This is a genomic window from Amycolatopsis keratiniphila subsp. keratiniphila, from assembly GCF_001620365.2.
GTDB classification, from domain to species: domain Bacteria; phylum Actinomycetota; class Actinomycetes; order Mycobacteriales; family Pseudonocardiaceae; genus Amycolatopsis; species Amycolatopsis keratiniphila.
The window spans coordinates 52,494-69,440 of sequence record NZ_LQMT02000012.1 but is presented as its reverse complement, the minus strand read 5'-3'; the positions used below and the strand labels follow the sequence as shown (position 1 = coordinate 69,440).

The following is a 16,947-nucleotide window of genomic DNA, read 5'->3' as shown; positions in this document are numbered from 1 at the left end:
AGGGGGACCACCATGTCCGTATCCATGACCGAACCACGAGAACCGGAGGCCCCGGCGGGCTCGATGGGCCGCAAACAGGTCCTCGAAGCGATGTCGGGGCTGATGATGGGCATGTTCGTCGCCATCCTCGCCTCGACGGTGGTCGCGAACGCGTTGCCCCGTATCGTCTCCGAGCTCGGCGGCTCGCAGGCCTCCTACACCTGGGTGGTCACCACCGAACTGCTCGCGATGACCGCGACGGTGCCGCTCTGGGGCAAGCTTTCCGATCTGTACAACAAGAAGCTGCTGATCCAGCTCTCGCTCGGGTTGTTCGTGGTCGGTTCGCTGGTCGCCGGGTTCGCCGGCAACATCGAGCTCCTGATCGGCAGCCGGGTCGCCCAGGGCATCGGCGCGGGCGGGCTCACCGCGCTCGCGCAGGTGATCATGGCGGCCATCGTCTCGCCGCGTGAACTCGGGAAGTACTCGGGGATCTTCGGTGCCGTGTTCGCCGTCGGGACCATCGCGGGCCCGCTGATCGGCGGGGTCATGGTGGACACGTCGTGGCTCGGCTGGCGCTGGTGCTTCTTCCTCGGGGTCCCGTTCGCGATCGCGGCGATCCTGCTGCTGCAGCGCACGCTGAACCTGCCGACGATCCGGCGTGACGTGAAGGTCGACTACCTCGGCGCGTTCCTGATCATGGCCGGTGTCTCGACACTGCTGGTCTGGTCGTCGCTGGCCGGGCACCAGTTCGCGTGGGGCTCATGGTGGACGGTCGGCCTGGTGACCGCGGGCGTGGTCATCCTCGCCCTCGCCGTCTACGTCGAGTCGAAGGTGGCCGAGCCGATCCTGCCGCTGACCCTGTTCCGCAACCACACGGTCACCCTGACCACTCTCGCGAGCTTCCTCGTCGGTGTCGCGATGTTCGGCGGGACGGTATTCCTGTCGCAGTACTTCCAGCTGTCGCTCGGCAAGTCGCCGACGGTGGCCGGATTGCTGAGCCTGCCGATGATCTTCGGCATCCTCGTGTCGTCCACGGTCTCGGGTCAGCTGATCAGCCGCACCGGCAAGTGGAAGAGCCACCTGCTGCTCGGCGCGGCGCTGATGACCGCGGGCCTGGCACTGCTGGGCACCATCGACGCGAAGACGAACTTGGTCGTCCTGGGCGCGTACATGGTGCTGCTGGGGGTCGGCGTCGGCATGCTGATGCAGAACCTGGTCCTGGTGTCGCAGAACGACGTCGAGGCACACGACCTCGGCACGGCGACGTCGACGCTGTCGTTCTTCCGCAGCCTCGGCGGCTCGATCGGCGTGAGCGCGCTGGGCGCGGTGCTCGCGAACCGGGTCCTCGCGCTGATGAGCGAAAAGCTCGGGCCGCTGCCCGGCGGTGGCGAAGGCGGTGCGGTGCCGAACATCGCCACGCTGCCCGAGCCGGTCGCGAACGTCGTCCGCGAGGCCTACGGGGAGGCGACCAGCGAGTTGTTCCTGATCAGCGCGCCGATCGCGCTGCTGGTGATCGTCGCCGTCGCCTTCCTCAAGCACAAGCCGCTCAAGACCCAGTCGGGCAACGAGCGGCTGGCCGAGGAGACCGCCGCCGCCTGATCGCCACGACGGAGGGGCCCGGTTCGCGGAACCGGGCCCCTCTTTTCGCGCGCACGAAGAACACGGTGGAAATTCGATGAACGCGAGCACGTGGTTTCAGGCAGCGTTGCCGACGCGAATCAAGTGGCGTCGTTCGCTACCGGTCAGCCCGCCGAAAACGCCGTGGGCCAATCCGTTGTCCACGGCGTAGGCCAGACAGGCCGATACGACCGGGCACCGCGCGCAAACGGCCTTCGCCCTGGCCGCTTGACGTGCGCCGGGGCCGGTTTCGGTGACCGGGAAGAACAGTTCGGGATCCTCACCGCGGCAAGCGGCCTCGCTCAGGTCACCCGCCATCCTCATTTCCATTTTCCTATCACCTCCTTTTTCCGATTTTCCCTTCCCCGTCAAACGACTTCCGGGTATCCGTCCTCGTACGCACCGCAAACATCACCTTGACCGAATCGTTACACTCAGCGGCCCGCTCACTGCACCTGTCCTGTGAGGGCATTCGCGTCAGGCGGCTGAGAGCGGTGAGTGCGGGTGATGGGCCACGAAGGGTTCGACGAGTTCTTCCACGCCGAATTTCCGCTGCTCACCGGCTTTCTGTGCAAGGCGGGCTTCGCGCTGGACCCGGCGCGCGACGCGGCCGCGGAGGCGATGCTCAACGCCTACGAAGACTGGCGGGGCATCACCCAGCCGGAGGCGTGGGTCCGCCGCGTCGGGCTTCGACGGGCGAAGGAGCAGACCGCGGTCCGGGCCGATTGGGCGTCCGCCGACGCCGGCCGGGAGGACAAGCTCACGGCTCTCGCCGAAGAGGCGTCGGCCGTGGTGACGATCCTGGGGAGCCTGCCGAAACGCCAGCAACTGGCCATGGCCTGGACGATGGACGGCTACTCGGCGCGAGAGATCGCCGGGGTGCTCGGGATCGCCGGTGAGGCGGTCGGCGCGACCCTGCGCCACGCGCGGGGACGGCTGGCGGAGCACGACCCCGGGTTCGCCGACCGGCTGGACGGCGCCAACGACGCCTTCCTCGACGCCCTGCGGATGGGACTCGACACCGAAGACATCCTCGCCCGGATCAAGAACCGCGCGATGGTCAGGGAACTCGCCCTGGTCGCGCCCGGAACCCCGGCGGAGTCGGAACCCGAACAGGTGACGCCGTCGCAGTGGTACACCCTCGACGAACCCGTCGCGGCCGCCGGGAAAGGTGACCCGCGCGCGCTGAACCAGCTGCTGACCACCGTGCGGCCGCTCGTGATCCGGTACTGCCGGTCACGGATCGGCAGACAGGAACGGACGTACGCCTCGGCGGACGACGTCGCGCAGGAGGTCTGCGTGGCGATCCTCCGCGCGCTGCCGACCTATCGCGAACGGGGACGCCCGTTCCTCGCTTTCGTCTACGGGATCGCCCAGCACAAGGTCGCCGACGCCCGCCGTGCCGCCGCCCGCAACCGCACCGAGCCCGTCGCCGAAGTCCCCGACGGGATCTCGGAATCCGTGGGCCCGGAACAACGGGCGCTGCACAACGAATTGAGCGACCGGATGGGCGAACTGCTGCGGATCCTGCCGGACAAGCAGCGGGAGATCGTCGTGTTGCGGATCGTCGTGGGCTTGTCCGCCGAGGAGACCGCCGCCGTGGTCGGCTCGACGGCCGGTGCCGTGCGGGTGGCGCAGCACCGCGCTTTGACCCGCCTGCGGAAGATCCTCGCCGATGAGTGAGGTGGCAGCCCGAGTCAGGGGCGGCAGCGTTCCGCGGTCGCCGCCGCCGTCTTCAGCTCCGGTGCGCCCAGGACGGCCGCGACCGGGTCGAGCGCGCCATGCGTGTCCTTCTGAGCGGCGAGGAGTCCTTCCACGGCACGGCTCTGCGCCGCGGTGTCGTTCGTCCCCGCCGCGTCCAGACCCGCCTTCGCTTTCACCGTCTTGTCGCGCGCCGAGGTGTACTTCGCGAGGAACTCCCGCTTCGCCGCGTCTCCGGCCGGAACCGGAGCGGCCGGCAGCGCGCCGAGGCCGTCGACCGTCTTGGCCAGAATCGCCGCGTAATGCCCGAGCTGGTCGCTCGTGCTCTTCTTGACGGCCTCCAGGGTCTCGCCACTCGCCGACGACATCTTGTTGTTGCCGTCGATGAAGTCCTTGACCGCGCCGCAGAAGCCGTTCATCCAGGCCACCGCCGCGGACGGCGAAGGCGCCGCTTCCTGGGCCGCCGGTGCCGGCGTGCAGCCGGCCGAGACCGCCGCCGCCAGTGCGACTCCCGCCAGGGCCGATGTCTTGTGGGCAGCGCACATGTCCGTTCCCCTTTCCGCCGTCCGGTGTTCCCGGCGGCGTGAGGACGGTGACATGGCGGAACGCGCGCGGTCTGCGTCATCTGACTCAGAACGACACCCCGCGCTCGAACTCGTAACGTTCGAGGCACGGCGACCGGACGGCGTAACGGGGTGCGGGCAGGTGGCGAGTACCGCTTTACCCCTCGCGTCGAGGGCACCCAGCCGAAGAGGTAGCACCATGGCCATCAAGATCATCGCAGCACGGCTAGAAGGCGGGAAGTTCCACGAAAGCATCACGAAGCTGCGCTGGATCAACCCCGGCAGCGGCGAGACCGGCGAGAGTTTCGTTTCGGCGATCGTGGCGTGGCTCGAGGACGACGACGGGAAGGCCTACGTCGACGAGGGGATCCACCGGGTGGCCGTGGAGATCATCAAGCCGACCTTCGGCCCGAAATTCCTCCGCACGCGCGCGGACGGGATCTGGAAGAACAACCTGCTGGAGCTTCCCCGCTTCTGAGGCGGCGGGCCGGTAAATCCGGAGACGGGCACACGAGCGCTCTGTTAGGTTGAGCGAGCACTCCCGGTGCGCGGGTGACGGTTACTTCCTCTTTCACAGGCACCGTTACCGACTTTTCTCGGGAGCCACGATTCCGGATGTGCCCGGTGCGCAGGCGACGGTTACTTCCATTATCCAAGGGTGGCGGGTTCGAGCCCCGCCCGGCGGTCGACCCGCCGGTAGCTCAGTCGGTAGAGCATTGGACCATCACCGTCACCGAATTTTTCTCGGGCCACCTCCGGAATCGCGGCTTCCCTCGAACGAAACGAGAGTCGAGGGTGTCGAAGTTCAACACCACCGGTACACGGCAGGCGACGAGCTCACCGATCGTCGGTGAGCGACGCCCCGGCGGCGTCACCCACCAAGGCGGAGACGGCTACGCGCGGGACGCCAAGTCCGAGCTGTTCCTGCTCGCCGTCACCAACATGGTCGGCGAGAACACCTTCTACGAGACCGGCGACCAGCGCGACACGCGGTATGCGGACCGCGTCCGGGAGACGGCGCTGGCCGACCCCGAGTGGACCGCGCGGTTCCTGCGCTGGCTCCGCACGGAGGCGAACATGCGGACCGCCGCGATCGTCGGCGCCGCCGAATACGTCCGCGCCCGGCTCGCCGGTGACCCGTCGTATGTCGCCCCCATCGCCAACCGTGCCGTCGTCGGCTCGGTGCTCCAGCGCGCCGACGAACCCGGCGAACTGCTCGCGTACTGGACCTCCCTGTACGGCAAGAGGATCCCGAAGCCGCTCAAGCGTGGCATCGCCGACGCGGCCGTCCGGCTCTTCACCGAGAAGTCGTTCCTCAAGTGGGACTCCGGCGCGCGCGCCTTCCGGTTCGCGGACGTCCTCGGTCTGGCCCACCCGGATCCCAAGGACCCGGTGCAGGACGCGCTGTTCGAGCACATCGTCGACGTCCGGTTCAACCCCGGCCGCGAGATCCCCGCCGAACTGGAAGTCCTCGGCGCCCGCGCGGAGCTCATGGCGTGGGACACGGAGAAGCGGCGCGCGCTCTTCAGCCGCCCCGAACTCGACACCGCGCGGTCCGTCCTCCGGCAGGCGGGGATGACGTGGGAGTCCCTGGCCGGCTGGCTGCGGGGTCCGATGGACGCGCGCGCTTGGGAAGCCGTGATCCCTTCCATGGGCTACATGGCGCTGCTTCGGAACCTCCGGAACTTCGACGAGGCCGGTGTGTCCGACGAGGTCGCCGAGGGGGTCGCGGCGCGATTGGCCGATCCGGAGCAGGTCGCGAAGTCGCGGCAGTTCCCGATGAGGTTCCTCTCCGCGTACCGGGCGGCGCCGTCGCTTCGCTGGTCGTACGCGCTGGAAAAGGCGATCGCCCAGTCGCTGGCGAACGTGCCGCGGCTCGCCGGGAGGACACTGATCCTGGTCGACACCTCGGGTTCGATGAACGCGGGTTTCAGCAAGGACGGCACGCTGATGCGCTGGGACGCGGCCGCGATCTTCGGGATCGCGCTCGGCGCCCGCTGCGAGACGGCGGACATCGTGTCGTTCTCGAACGGCTACTACGGCGGCACCGGCTCGAAGGCGTTCGACGTGCCCGCCGGTGAGTCGCTGCTGCGCGGGCTCGACCGGTGGAAGAACGGCGGCTACTTCATCGGCGCGGGCACCGACACCGTCGGCGCGATCCAGCGTCACCTGCGTCCCGGCTACCACGACCGGGTCGTGATCCTGACCGACGAACAGCACTCGGCGGGCAACGTCGGCCAGGCCGTGCCGAAGGACACGGCGCTGTACACGTGGAACCTCGCGGGCTACGAGCGCGGCCACTCGACGTCCGGGCGGGGTAACCGGCACACCTTCGGCGGCCTCACGGACGCGGCTTTCACGATGATCCCGCTCCTCGAAGCGGGACGGAGCGCGGACTGGCCGTTCTGACGAGGCGGGGGGCTCGAAAGCCGCACTGATTCGACGTAACTGTGCCCGGGCTCGATCGGGTCCTCCGCCGCCGCCTCGCCACCCACGAACAGAAAACCGGCCATGACCGCGAGCACGGAGACCGTCCTGTACCACTTCACCGCCATCACGAGATGCTCCTTCGGTCGATGCGCACTCTCCACTGTGGACCTCACAACCCTTACTTGGCCGCACGACGGGACAGCGTTACACGCGACCTGGCCGATGACGCTGTGATACGCGATTTCGACATCGGCATTTCGGCCGTTTCGAAGGGCACGGTTTCGGACAGCTCCGATACGTGAATACCATTCCGGAGTTCTCACTGAGCGGGAAGGTGAGGGCAGCCGGCCGGGCAGACCACCAACCTTGCCCGCGACCCCGCGATCGCGACCTCGAAGTGCGATCATCAAGACATGCGGCCAAGATTCGACGTATTCGAAGAACACGATACAAGCACGTCAGCCGCGGCGATCCTCGCGGAATCCCAGATCGTGAAACCTGAATTTTATTCAACCTCCATTGTGACGTAACGTAACCCGACGGCAAGCCCGAAGAACCGAATTTACATCCGATAGGGTCCATTGATCGCCCTTACGGGTATCACGAAACCCTTGCCAAGGGATCATGCGAACGTGGACCTTATAGCGTCGATGCCACTCTTCGAGGCATGACAGTGGAGGAGTGTGGTCGCGTGGGCACGAGGGCGTTCGGTGAGTTCCTGCGGCTCTACCGGCTGCGTTCGTCGATGACACAGGAAGAACTCGCCGAGCGGACCGGGATCAGCGTCCGGGCGATCAGCTACATGGAACGCGGCCGGGTCCGCACGCCGCAGCGCCGGACCGTGGAACTCCTGTCCGAAGGCCTCGGGCTGACGCACGACGAACACCGGGAGTTCGCGGACGCCGGTCGCGCCGGGCGGCGCACATCGGCCGATACGGACAACCCCGACCTCGCCGGCCCGCTGACGAGCAGCTGCGCGCTGCCACCGGAGCTGACCGAGCTGACCGGCCGGGACGCCGACCTGGAGGCCTTGGAGCGGTACGCGCTCGAAAGCGTCGCGTCCTGCCGCCTGCAACTCGCGGTCGTTCACGGGCTCCCTGGCTCCGGCAAGACCGCGCTGGTCGTGAAGGCGGCGCACCGCTTGAAGGAAAGCTTCGCCGACGGCTGCCTCTACCTGGACCTTCGCGGCACGGACCGCGTCCCGCTCACCACCGATCGGGCGGTCCGGCAACTGCTGCACGCGTTCGGTCTGGACGAGCGCGTGGTCCCCAACGATCCCGACAACCGGCTGTCTCTCTACCGCTCGCTGCTCCGCGACCGCACAGTGCTGCTGGTGCTCGACAACGCCGCCGACGAGGCACAGGTGCGGCCGTTGCTGGCGACCAGCAACGGCACGCTCGTCCTGGTCAGCAGCCGCAACACGCTGACCGGGCTGGACGTCCGGCACCGGATCGGCCTGGACCGCCTCACCCCGGACGACGCGGTCGAACTGCTGGGCCTGGTCGCCGGGCAATACCGCGTCGCCGCCGAACCGGAGGAAGCGAGACGGGTCGCCGCCCTGTGCGGCGGCATCCCGCTCGCGCTCATCATCGCGGGCAACCGGCTGGCCAGCCGCACCCAGTGGCCGATCTCCTACCTCGCCGACCGGCTGGAGGACGAGAGGCGACGGCTGTCCGTGCTCACCGCCGGGGATCTACAGGTGCGCACTGCCTTCGAAATCTCCTACCACCACCTCGATCCCGATGCCGCGAGCATGTTCCGGCGCCTCGCCCTGGTACCCGGCTCCGAGGTCTCGATCGAGCTGGCCGCGGTCGTCTCGGGACAGCCGGAGGAAACGGCCGAGCTCAGCCTGGAGAAACTCGCGGACGCCAGCCTGCTCACCGCCAGCGGGACCTGCGGGCGGTACACCTGCCACGACCTGTTGCGCGTCTTCGCGCGAGAGCGCCTGGAACGCGAAGAAAACGTCGAGGCGACACAGGACGCCCTGGTCCGGACAAGGCACTGGCTCCTCGATGTCGCCACCAAGGCCGCCCTGTACTTCGACCACGACCGGACGGGCGTCGGCGCCGTCGACGGGCCGGACCCCGTCTACGACCGCCAGTCCGCGACCGGCTGGCTGGAAGCGGAACGGTCCAGTTGGCGCTGCTCGCTGCGCACCGCCGCCGCACAGGGGGAACATCGCCGGGTCTTGGACCTGGCGGCCGCCATGCACTGGTACTCCGACCTGCGCGGAGACGGGGAGCTTTGGTGCGAGGTGTTCGGCGCGGGGGCGACGGCGGCGCGCGCGCTGGGTGACCGCCGGGCCGAAGCGGAACAGTCCAACTTCCTGTGCTGGGCTCTCAGCGTCCTGTGCGGTAAGCCTTACGAAGCGCTGGAAGTGCACGATCGCGCGGTCGCCGCCGCGACCGAGGTCGGGGATCTCGTCCTGGAGGCATGGGCCTACTACTACCGCTCGGCGATCGACTCACGCCTGACCTTGCCCGCGGACGCCGTCCGTCACAACCGGCGCGCCGTCGCCTTGTTCGAGCAGGCCGACTACCCGACCGGGCAGTATCTGTCGATGTCGTGGCTGGGCAAACAGCTGCACATGACCGGCGAATTCGACGAAGCCGTGACGCTGCACCGCCGGTGTGTCGCCCACTATCGAGATCAGGCCAGCACTCCTGGCAACGACGAACTGCTGTCCATGGTGCTGACGCGATACGCCGAGACCCTCGCCGCCCTCGGTGACCTGTCCGCTGCCCTGCCGGTTCTCGACGAGGCCGAAGCGTTGTTCAGGAAGCATGGGGCGGTGGTCGGTGTCGCCCGCGTGCAGCACCGGCGTGGCCAGGCCCTGCTTCATTCTCGCCGCCTCGCCGAAGCGACGGATCAGCTGCTGTCCGCTTTCCGGCTCCTGGCCGACAACCGCTGGTCCGACGACCGGGTCCGCATCCTGGAACAGCTTTCGGAAATCTACGAACAGCGGGACGAGCCCGGCCTCGCCAGAGAATACCGCATCCAGGCACTGACCGAATGCACCCGCTATGAGACGCCCGCGAACCGGGAGACCGCGCGTAAACTCGCCGGACTGCTCGGTGTCGGCGAAGCCGAGCAGCAGGTCGCGGGCACCGGCTGAGGCCGTCCGGGCATTTACTTCCGGTCAAACGCGATACTCATTCATATTATTGACACCGCAAAAGTACCGGCAAAACCCCGAATTCCAGGTTTTGCCGGTACTTCTTCATGACGAAACCCGGCGGCGCGATGTTCAATCGGCCCAAAGCGGTGACAGCGAGTAAAAACGAATGGTCTTCACGTCCGTCGAGAAAGCGCTTACTGATCGTCTGCAGACTTTTCACAGACGTACCGGCGACAGTCGACGGACATGGTGTGACGCCGGAACGGAGCCGGAGGACGGGCGATGACCCCACGGACGGGAAACCACACCGACGCGACGGCAAGGCGGCCGGATTCGCTGGCCGCCATGCGCGCCTTGGTCTCGCCGTACGGTCTGGTCGGCAGGACGGGGAGCACGCTCGGAGAGCCGCGGATCCCGATCGGGGTGAGCTTCCTCGGCGAGCTCGGCGAGGTCTTCCCCCGGCTGAGTGGCTGGCGCCGATCGGTGGCCACGGACGGGAATTTCGACGGTGCGGGCGGCGACCTCGATCCCGAGCGGGCCGAACTCCTGAGTGCCGCGGAGTCGCTCGAGCGTTATGCGGCGCTCGCCGTCCGGGAAGACCTCCTGATCACGGCGAGCGCCGACGAACTCGGCCCGGACGCCGTGGCCCCGAGCGAGTGGCCCCGGCCCTCGGCGGCCGAGTTCGCCACGCCGCGCTTCCCGTTGACCCGGCCGGACGACCGGGGACGGCTCCAGTGGGTCAGGGCCTGGTCGCTCACCAGGGAGCGACCGCGATACGTACCCGCCAGGATGGTGTGGCTGCGCCTGGCCCCCGGCGGTCCCGCCGAATCCTTCACCCTCGGAAACTCCAGCGGCAGCGCGGCCCACGTCGACTACCCGCGCGCGGTACTCGGCGGCCTGCTCGAGGTCATCGAACGTGACGCCCTCATGCTGACCTGGCTGCACCGCCTCCGTCTGCCCAGGCTCGCGGCCCCGGCCCGCGATCTCCCGCCTTCCCTGCGCCCTTATGCCGAGCGGAGCCACGAGGCCGGACTGGAGACCTTGATCTTCGACGCCACCACGGACTTCGGCGTTCCCGCGTTCTTCGGCCTGCAACTCGCGGACGACGACCGGCTGCTCGCCCAGGTGGTCGCCACCACCGCGGGGCTGGATCCGGCGGCCGCCACCGCCAAGATCCACCGGGAGCTGGCCATGCTGAGGACGGCGTTGCGTGCCGGCGCGCCGCCGGACGGCGCGGACCCGATCCTCGATGGTGCCTGCGGCGGCGCGCTCGTCAACGGCGCACCGGCCGCCAGGAAGAACTTCGACTTCTTGCTGGAGGGACCGCGCCCGATCCGGTCCTTCGCCGACCTCCCCGGCCCCGGCACCGACGACCCGGTCCGGCAGCTGGAGTGGGTGGTCTCCCGGCTCCGCGACGCCGGCGCGGAGGTCCTCGCCGTCGACATCACCCCGGTCGAGGCCCGCGCGACGGGCACGGTCGTGGTGAAGGTGCTGGTGCCCCAAGCCATGCCGATCACCTTCGGCACCACGGTGCGCATGCTCGGCACGCCGAGGCTGGCCACGGCGCCGGCCGCGATGAACCACCCCGTGCGGCCGGAACACCGGCTCAACCCCCTCCCCCAACCCATGGCATGAGGAACACCATGAACCCCGCATCCCCCAGCCCGCCGCCACGTCTTCTCCGCCGCCGCCGCGGCCTGCGCTCCGTCGTGGTCGGCGACACGCTCGTGCTCGGCGGTTCGGTGGCACCGGTGCGGCTGTCCGGCAAGTCGGCCACGACCTGCCTGCCCGCTCTGCTCGGAGCCCTCGACGGCAGCCGTGGCGTCCGCGAACTCTCCGAAGCGATCGGTGTGCTGGAACACGACGTCGAACTCATGCTGTCCTTGCTCGGCAGGCACGGCGCGGTGGAATCCGTCGCGACCGCGTCGGCGCCGGACTTCACCGAGGGCGGCTTCTTCGCTTCCGTGGCCGGGCATCGCGCGGATTCACGCAGCGGGGACGAGCTACGAGACGGCTTCGCGGCGATCACCGTCGAAGTGGCGGGCGAGGACGCGTTCGCGGCGAAGGTGCGCGAGGCGGCGGCCACCCGTGGACCGCGGCGGCCGTCGAGCGGGACTCTCGTGGTAGGCGGCAGCACCGCCGAACTGGCCGCCCGGCGGCTTGCCGGTAGCGCCGTCCTCCCGGTCCGGGCGGCGGGCGACGACCTGGTGATCGGGCCTGTCGTCCGGCCCGGCGCGACCCCTTGCCCGCACTGCGTCACCGAAGACACCGATGAGCCCTCCGCGCTTCCGGACAGGTACCGGGAGCTCGCCGCGGCGTTCGTCGCCGCACGGATCCCGGTACTGGCCGTCGCCCGTCACGACGACGTCGCCTGGTCGGAGCACATCGATTTCGCCTCCGGCCGGACCCGGCTCGTGGCCAGGGTCTCCCGCCCCGGCTGCCCGGACTGCTCCGTACTGCGCGGGATCGCTCCCCGGCCCGCGAGCGCGGCCGTCCGGTACGAGGCCACCCTCGGCCGGGTCGCGCCGTCGCCGGGACCGAAGGCCCATGCGGTCGAATGGCCGCTCGCCCGTCGCGTCCCGGCCGTGGGCGTCGGCGCGCCGGTGCAACGGGTGTGGGCGGGAAACCCGGTCACGTCCCTGCGCTGCCATGTGCTGGCCCCGGGCGAAGCCGGCGCCCCCCGGGCGGTGTTCGGCGTCGTCCGGGACGCTCCCGAACTGGCGTTACTGTCCACCGTCACCTCGTCCGCCCCCGCGATGGTCGTGCTGACCGGAACGGTCGAAGCCGCGATGCGGTGGTCCGGGAACGCGGCGCTGCATGAACTCCTCGTCGAAGCGGGCTGGGCGATCGAAGTGCTCCGGGAAGCACTCGGTGACCGGGCGGCGGTGCTCGACGGCTGGTCCGGCGATCAGGTCGCCTGGCTGCCCGCCGTCCCGGAACGCGAGCCGGTGCTCGCCGTACTGGAAATCGAGGAGGTCCGATGATCATCCCACCGGAGATGGCCGAAGTGCTCGTCTCGTTCGGGACGGCGAACCGGGCGACCGCGCCGGTGTCACGTCTGCCCATGCCACCCGGCGCACCCGTGTCACCGCCGCCGGTGCTGCGCGACGTCGTCGCCCGGCGCGGCCGGGGCATCGAGCTGGTGATCTCCACCAATTCGATCCCGGGAATGCCCGACGGCGTGACCGTGGCGCACGAGGACGGTACGTTCGGCCACCTCGGCCCCGGACATCACGACCTCCTGCCCGGGACGGCGGTCCTCTCCCTGCTGGGCGACGTCGAAACCGCCGTCGCCGTCCACGGTGGGCATGGCTACCGGCTGCTGCTTTCCGCGGCGGGGAGGCATTGTGCCGCGATGGCAGGCGCCGCCAGAAGAGCCGGCCTGAGTGCCGAGCGCTGCCGCCCGATTTCGTTCGGAGAGCTGAGTACGCTGGTCCCGGCCGACGGCGCCGGGCGGGCGATCCTTTGTGGACTGTCACTGCGGTGGGCCGCGGCGTGAACGGAGACGAATGGTGGTACGCCCGGCTGTATCCGGGCGCGGCCTCCGGGATGGACACCGTCGCGGCGGGAGCGAGCCGCTGGGCGAAGCGGACCGCCGGAGAGATCGACGCGAGGTGCTGGTATTTCATCCGCTACGTCGACGCGACCGGTGTCCACATCAGACTCCGCGTACGGGCGGCCCCGGACGCGCTGGACACGCTGGACGGGCGATGCGGCCCGCTGCGTGAGCTCGTCGCCGCGACCGGCGGCTCGCGATCCCCCGCGCACCGGCGGCTCATTCCCGAAGCGGGCACGCTCGACACCCCGGGACCGCCCGGTGTCCGGCTCGGCGCCTACGAGCCGGAAGTCGACAAGTACGGCCGTGACCACCTGCGCGACGCCGAAGCCGCCTTCCAGGACTCGAGCGAACTGATGCTCGACCTCGACGCGACGGGCAAACCACAGCCCGGTGCCCGCGCCGGACTCGCCGCCCACCTGATGCGCGAGGCCGCGACCGCTGTGCTCACCGAAGCGGAGTGCCGCGAATTCTGGCCGTTCCACCGCGGCTACTGGGGCGAGCATCTGCGTCTGCTCAGGCTGTCCAAGACGACCCTGCAGAAACGGCTCGACACCGTGGTCGCCACCATCGCGGGCCACCCGCCCACCGAGGCCGAGCTCGACCTCTTGCGCGGTTGGAGCGACCGGCTGGCGCGCCGTCTGCACACGACCGAGCCGTCGCGGCGGCCACGGCTGTTCTTCCACCACCTGCACATGAGCATGAACCGGCTCGGCTATCTGCCCGCCGAGGAGGCCATGATCGGGCTGGCCATGATCGGAGGCGGAAAGTGACCACCGAAGTCGAACCGACGGCATCCCTCGCCGGGGCATCGGGGTTGAGCCCCGAAGCGATCCGGCTCTACCACCGGATCGTGCTCAACCCCGGCATTCTCGGGGCCGACACGACGGGCGGCCGGGATGAGGACATGAGCGAGGCCATCACCCAGCTCGCCGAAACCGGGCTGGTCCGGCCCGCCCCCGGAAACGGCTGGGAGGCGGTGGATCCGGGTATCGCCGTGGACGCGCTCGCCCGCCGGGCCCAGCATGTCTTCGTCGACCAGCTGCTCCGGATCTCCGCGCTCGGGCGGAACTTCACCCTTCTGCACGGTGCCGGCGCGCACCGCGGGAACGGTCAGGCCGCCTTGTTCGAACCGGTCGCCACCGAACACGAGGCCCACGCGTTCCTCGCCGAGTGTCTCCGGACAGATCCTCAGGACGTCGTGGCGTGTTCGGGAGGTCCGGGTCCGGCCTTCGCCGATTGCTGGGTGGGCGGCTTGCTCAGTCCGGCGCTGATCCCGCCCGGCCGCCGGACGCGTCTGGTGATACCGCACGGGAGCACCCTTCGCCCGCCGTTCGCCGAACACGGGGCCATCCAGGTCCGGAGCTGCCCTCAGATCCCCCTCACGGCCGTAGCGGTGGGCTCTTCGGCCGGCGCGCTGGCGCTGCCCTCCACCGCCCCGTCCTCCCCCACACGGCGGTTCTTCGTCTATCGGCATCCGGCCGCCCACACGGTGGTCAAAACGCTGTTGGACTCCCTGTGGTCGTTTTCGGTGCCTCTGCGTGCGCGGATTCCACCGCCCGCCGGGGTACACCGGCAAATCGTCGGTTTGCTCGCGATGGGCAAGAAGGACGAGAACATCGCCCGCCATCTCGGTCTCGGGCTCCGCACCACGCGTAAGCACATCGCCGACATCCTCAAGACGCTGGGCGCGCGCAGCCGTCTCGAGGCCGGTGTGCTGGCCGAGCGGAACGGCTGGCTGGACCCGTGCGCCGAAACTCCTCGCTGAGCCCTTCAGCCGGGCAAGGCGAGGACGTCCAGCAGACACGCGGCGAACTCCTCGGGCATTCCCAGCATCCCGCCGTGATCACCGGGAAACACCACGGGCCGCAGGCCAAGGCGTCCGGCGAGCGAGAGCGCGGTCCGGTACGCGAATTGGCCTTCCGACGTGGTGCCGACGCCGACCACCACCCGGCCCTGTACGGCGCGCAGCGCGTCCAGATCCGGGACGTAGCCTGCCAGCGGGCGCCACATGGGGCCGAAGAAGACCTTGAGGTTCGCCGGGGTGAAGAACTCCTCCAGATGGTCCCGCATCGCCACGATCGCGACGAGTTCGTCCGGATCCGGGGACTCCGGCACGTCGAAACCCGCGGAGGGCAGGAATTTGCCCAAGGCCGCGCTCACCCCGGCGGTTCCGGCGGTCTCGTAGATGTCGGCGTTGTGCGCTCGGCGCTCCTCGTGACCGGGCAGCAGTTCGGCGATCGACGGTTCGTGCGCGATCAGGGTCCGCACCCGTTCCGGATCCGTCGCGGTCAATTCGAGCGCGGTGGCGCAGCCACCACTGGTGGCGAACACGAAAGCGGGCTGGTGGGTGACCGCGCGCAGCAGCCGGCGCGCGTCGTCGGCCTGGGTCTCGACCGTGATGTCCCGGTCCGGATCGTCCACTGTGGACTCGGACAGACCGCGTGGGTCATAGGTGATCACGGTGTGGTGTTTCGCGAGCAGCGGCGCGATGTCGTCGTACATCGACGCGCCGGCCGGTCCGCCGGGAATCAGAAGCAGCACCGGCCCGCTTCCGCGCACCTGATAACTCAACCGAGCCCCGGGAACGTCCATCGTGCCCGCGCGCTCCGTATCCCACGGCTCTTCCACTTCGACGGCTCCCTTCCGCGTCCCGAACTCGTCGTGGTGCGAATAAACGGTAAACCCTCGCACGCCGACAATGGGAAAGAATAGTTTGCACGGGCACCATCCACGTGGTGCATGATGCTGCACGATCGAGGCGGCAATTCGCGGACGATTCGCTGATATGGTCGTTTCATGCGCGTTTTGATCAGTACCTGGGGATGGCGATCCCATTATTTTCCGATGGTCCCGTTCGCGTGGGGTCTCCGCGCGGCCGGACACGAGGTCCGCGTCGCCGGTCATCCGTCGCTGGCGCCCGCCATCACCGGTTCCGGCCTCACCGCGGTCGAGGTCGGCGACGACCCGGATTTCGTCGATCTCTTCACCGTCGGAATCAACAGAAAAGCCGCATCGGCGGACGAATCCGTCACCGTCGACGGCGCGATCGCGGGCTGCGCGGACATGATGGTCGACGACCTCGTCACGTTCGCCCGCGACTGGCGCCCGCAGATACTGGTGCACGATCCGCTGAACCTGGCAGCCCCGATCGCGGCGCGGGTTCTGGGCATCCCCGCCGTCAAACACCTGTGGGGCCCCGACTTCTCGGCGACCATGCCGGTCGCCGAGGAGGTCGCCACCGGAGATCTGGTACGCCGGTTCGGGATCGACCGGCTTCCTGACATCCCGGACCTGATCATCGACCCTTGCCCGGCGGCGATGCAGGTTCCCGCACCGGGCGACGTCCCCCGTCAGCCGATCCGTTTCGTCCCCTACAACGGCCCCGCGGATCATCCGGGGTGGCTGTGGCCGCGATTGCCGCGGCCACGGGTCTGTGTCACCTGGGGGACCCTGATGTCCGAAGTGGACGGTGACGGACTCTTCCGCGCACCGCGGGTCGCGAAGGCGCTGGCCGCGTCCGGTTTCGAGGTCGTGGTCGCCATCGATCCCAAGACCCGCCCGCGATTCGGGACCCTGCCCGACCATGTCCGGCTGGCCGACAGCCATATCGCCCTGCACGTGGTGCTGGCGAGCTGTCAGGCCATCGTCCATCAGGGCGGGGCGGGCTCGACGATGACCGCGCTCGCCGCCGGAGTGCCACAGGTGATCCTGCCCGCCGTCGTCGATCAGCGGTTCAACGCCACTCAGCTCGCGCTGACCGGCGCCGGCGTCACCGGGGATCTCGAGACGGTGGCCGATCAGGTACACGCGCTGCTGACCGAACCGCACTGGCGGGAAGCGGCCGCAACGCTCGCCGAGGAGAACGCCGGTCGCCCCAGCCCCGCGGAGGCGGCGATCGGGCTGGCCCGGCGACTCGAGATGCAGTCCGTTTGAGCCGACACAGTCCTTTACCGGAAATCGCCGTCATACAATGCTGCCCG

The 16,947-nt window shown here is 69.2% G+C and carries 14 protein-coding genes; 11 read left to right on the top strand and 3 right to left on the bottom strand.

The window, feature by feature from the left end; translation table 11 throughout:
- Positions 1–12: 12 nt before the first annotated feature.
- Complete coding sequence (locus tag AVR91_RS11950) at positions 13–1,578, top strand: MDR family MFS transporter (RefSeq protein WP_143253980.1); 1,566 nt, start codon at positions 13–15, stop codon at positions 1,576–1,578.
- 96 nt (positions 1,579–1,674) lie between these two features.
- On the opposite strand, the gene AVR91_RS11945 is transcribed toward AVR91_RS11950, so the two are convergent.
- Positions 1,675–1,926 carry a WhiB family transcriptional regulator gene (locus AVR91_RS11945; RefSeq protein ID WP_016332571.1) on the bottom strand — a complete coding sequence of 84 codons (252 nt, stop codon included), beginning with the start codon at positions 1,924–1,926 and terminating at the stop codon, positions 1,675–1,677.
- A 177-nt stretch (positions 1,927–2,103) separates the two neighbouring features.
- Between AVR91_RS11945 and shbA the strand changes: the two genes are divergently transcribed.
- On the top strand, positions 2,104–3,279 hold the full coding sequence (gene shbA / locus AVR91_RS44410; RefSeq protein ID WP_282449148.1) for an RNA polymerase sigma factor ShbA: 1,176 nt from the start codon (positions 2,104–2,106) through the stop codon (positions 3,277–3,279).
- A 14-nt stretch (positions 3,280–3,293) separates the two neighbouring features.
- Here shbA and AVR91_RS11935 read toward each other — a convergent pair whose 3' ends face one another.
- Positions 3,294–3,842 carry a hypothetical protein gene (locus AVR91_RS11935; protein WP_063276074.1) on the bottom strand — a complete coding sequence of 183 codons (549 nt, stop codon included), beginning with the start codon at positions 3,840–3,842 and terminating at the stop codon, positions 3,294–3,296.
- A 217-nt stretch (positions 3,843–4,059) separates the two neighbouring features.
- Here AVR91_RS11935 and AVR91_RS11930 point away from each other — a divergent pair, with 217 nt between their 5' ends.
- The 8 genes from AVR91_RS11930 (at position 4,060) to AVR91_RS11895 (ending at position 14,732) form a co-directional block, all read left to right on the top strand.
- Positions 4,060–4,338: a DUF3892 domain-containing protein gene (locus AVR91_RS11930; protein WP_038516826.1), complete on the top strand. Its 279-nt coding sequence runs from the start codon at positions 4,060–4,062 to the stop codon at positions 4,336–4,338.
- A gap of 317 nt (positions 4,339–4,655) precedes the next feature.
- Entirely contained in the window at positions 4,656–6,269 is a 1,614-nt protein-coding gene (locus AVR91_RS11925; RefSeq protein ID WP_063276075.1) for a TROVE domain-containing protein, read from the top strand.
- Between the two features lie 712 nt (positions 6,270–6,981).
- Positions 6,982–9,405, top strand: a complete 2,424-nt coding sequence (locus tag AVR91_RS11920) for a helix-turn-helix domain-containing protein (protein WP_083737518.1) — start codon at positions 6,982–6,984, stop codon at positions 9,403–9,405.
- Positions 9,406–9,690: 285 nt separating this feature from the next.
- On the top strand, positions 9,691–11,043 hold the full coding sequence (locus AVR91_RS11915) for a YcaO-like family protein (RefSeq protein ID WP_063276077.1): 1,353 nt from the start codon (positions 9,691–9,693) through the stop codon (positions 11,041–11,043).
- Between the two features lie 8 nt (positions 11,044–11,051).
- On the top strand, positions 11,052–12,392 hold the full coding sequence (locus AVR91_RS43170) for a hypothetical protein (protein WP_158077401.1): 1,341 nt from the start codon (positions 11,052–11,054) through the stop codon (positions 12,390–12,392).
- A complete protein-coding gene (locus tag AVR91_RS43165; RefSeq protein WP_063276079.1) occupies positions 12,389–12,907 on the top strand; it encodes a hypothetical protein in 519 nt (172 codons plus the stop codon). Before AVR91_RS43170 ends, AVR91_RS43165 begins: the two co-directional genes overlap by 4 nt.
- Positions 12,904–13,737: a lantibiotic dehydratase C-terminal domain-containing protein gene (locus AVR91_RS43160; protein WP_158077400.1), complete on the top strand. Its 834-nt coding sequence runs from the start codon at positions 12,904–12,906 to the stop codon at positions 13,735–13,737. The genes AVR91_RS43165 and AVR91_RS43160 overlap by 4 nt, the downstream gene beginning before the upstream one ends.
- The gene (locus AVR91_RS11895) at positions 13,734–14,732 is read left to right on the top strand and encodes a helix-turn-helix domain-containing protein (protein WP_063276081.1); all 999 of its coding nucleotides are present in this window, start codon (positions 13,734–13,736) and stop codon (positions 14,730–14,732) included. The genes AVR91_RS43160 and AVR91_RS11895 overlap by 4 nt, the downstream gene beginning before the upstream one ends.
- Before the next feature lie 5 nt (positions 14,733–14,737).
- On the opposite strand, the gene AVR91_RS11890 is transcribed toward AVR91_RS11895, so the two are convergent.
- The gene (locus tag AVR91_RS11890) at positions 14,738–15,508 is read right to left on the bottom strand and encodes an alpha/beta fold hydrolase (protein WP_063276082.1); all 771 of its coding nucleotides are present in this window, start codon (positions 15,506–15,508) and stop codon (positions 14,738–14,740) included.
- A 303-nt stretch (positions 15,509–15,811) separates the two neighbouring features.
- Here AVR91_RS11890 and AVR91_RS11885 point away from each other — a divergent pair, with 303 nt between their 5' ends.
- Positions 15,812–16,900 (top strand): nucleotide disphospho-sugar-binding domain-containing protein, encoded by a 1,089-nt coding sequence (locus tag AVR91_RS11885; RefSeq protein WP_063276083.1) that lies wholly within the window; start codon positions 15,812–15,814, stop codon positions 16,898–16,900.
- Positions 16,901–16,947: the final 47 nt, after the last annotated feature.

What these genes read in the sequence shown, in the direction of transcription:
- AVR91_RS11950 (WP_143253980.1), top strand. Translation starts at nt 13, where the DNA reads ATGTCCGTATCCATGACCGAACCACGAGAACCGGAGGCCCCGGCGGGC.
- AVR91_RS11915 (WP_063276077.1), top strand. Translation starts at nt 9,691, where the DNA reads ATGACCCCACGGACGGGAAACCACACCGACGCGACGGCAAGGCGGCCG.
- AVR91_RS11935 (WP_063276074.1), bottom strand. Translation starts at nt 3,842, where the DNA reads ATGTGCGCTGCCCACAAGACATCGGCCCTGGCGGGAGTCGCACTGGCG.
- AVR91_RS43170 (WP_158077401.1), top strand. Translation starts at nt 11,052, where the DNA reads ATGAACCCCGCATCCCCCAGCCCGCCGCCACGTCTTCTCCGCCGCCGC.
- AVR91_RS11945 (WP_016332571.1), bottom strand. Translation starts at nt 1,926, where the DNA reads ATGGAAATGAGGATGGCGGGTGACCTGAGCGAGGCCGCTTGCCGCGGT.
- AVR91_RS11885 (WP_063276083.1), top strand. Translation starts at nt 15,812, where the DNA reads ATGGTCCCGTTCGCGTGGGGTCTCCGCGCGGCCGGACACGAGGTCCGC.
- AVR91_RS11930 (WP_038516826.1), top strand. Translation starts at nt 4,060, where the DNA reads ATGGCCATCAAGATCATCGCAGCACGGCTAGAAGGCGGGAAGTTCCAC.
- AVR91_RS43165 (WP_063276079.1), top strand. Translation starts at nt 12,389, where the DNA reads ATGATCATCCCACCGGAGATGGCCGAAGTGCTCGTCTCGTTCGGGACG.
- shbA (WP_282449148.1), top strand. Translation starts at nt 2,104, where the DNA reads ATGGGCCACGAAGGGTTCGACGAGTTCTTCCACGCCGAATTTCCGCTG.